The organism is Virgibacillus carmonensis (assembly GCF_057836705.1).
Window position 1 is genome coordinate 1 of record NZ_JBYQFJ010000243.1, and the last position, 615, is coordinate 615.

Genomic DNA, 615 nt, shown 5'->3' on the forward strand with positions numbered 1-615 from the left:
ATACCGCTGCAACAAATATGACACATGTAATCACCAATATGTATTTAACTGGAGGTGGCGTTCTATTTTTTTTCTTAAAGTTAAATATCCTCGGTTGCATCAATAATAAAACCCCCTTAACACAAGTTATGCTTGTTTTAAGAAGGTTAGAATTAATATTCAAAGTAACTTTAATTAAAAAACTTAGTATGCCTTACGCAGTGGAAAGCATACTAGTCAGGATATGTGCCCCAATGCTTCTTTTCCAATCATTCCTACTTCCCAGCCATACGGCTTTGATGCATCGGTTATTTTTTCAAGTGGAGCGTGTAATAATTCGTCAATCGTTTTAACCCCTACAGCCCTGCCAGCAATAATATTCCGATCAGCCAGCTTCTCGTTTAAAAGATCAACATCAAGTGCACCGCACATAATATATCCAATATCATTCGAAATCATAAGCAGGTTTGTTTTTGGCAGTTCGACAGTTATCGCAGTAAAAAACATTCCATCGATTTCCAAAGGATTTACAGTAATCATGCAAGTATTTCCCCCTTTTCCCTATCACCATATATATGTATGCGGATAGAGACCCAGGTGCTACTCGCCTAGTTACCGTGAACCATAATCCTTTTT

At 37.4% G+C, this 615-nt stretch carries 1 protein-coding gene; it reads right to left on the bottom strand.

Going from position 1 to position 615, the window contains the following annotated elements:
* Positions 1-216: 216 nt before the first annotated feature.
* The gene (locus AC3G7N_RS21640; RefSeq protein WP_089062090.1) at positions 217-519 is read right to left on the bottom strand and encodes a YunC family protein; all 303 of its coding nucleotides are present in this window, start codon (positions 517-519) and stop codon (positions 217-219) included.
* Between the last annotated feature and the right edge of the window lie 96 nt (positions 520-615).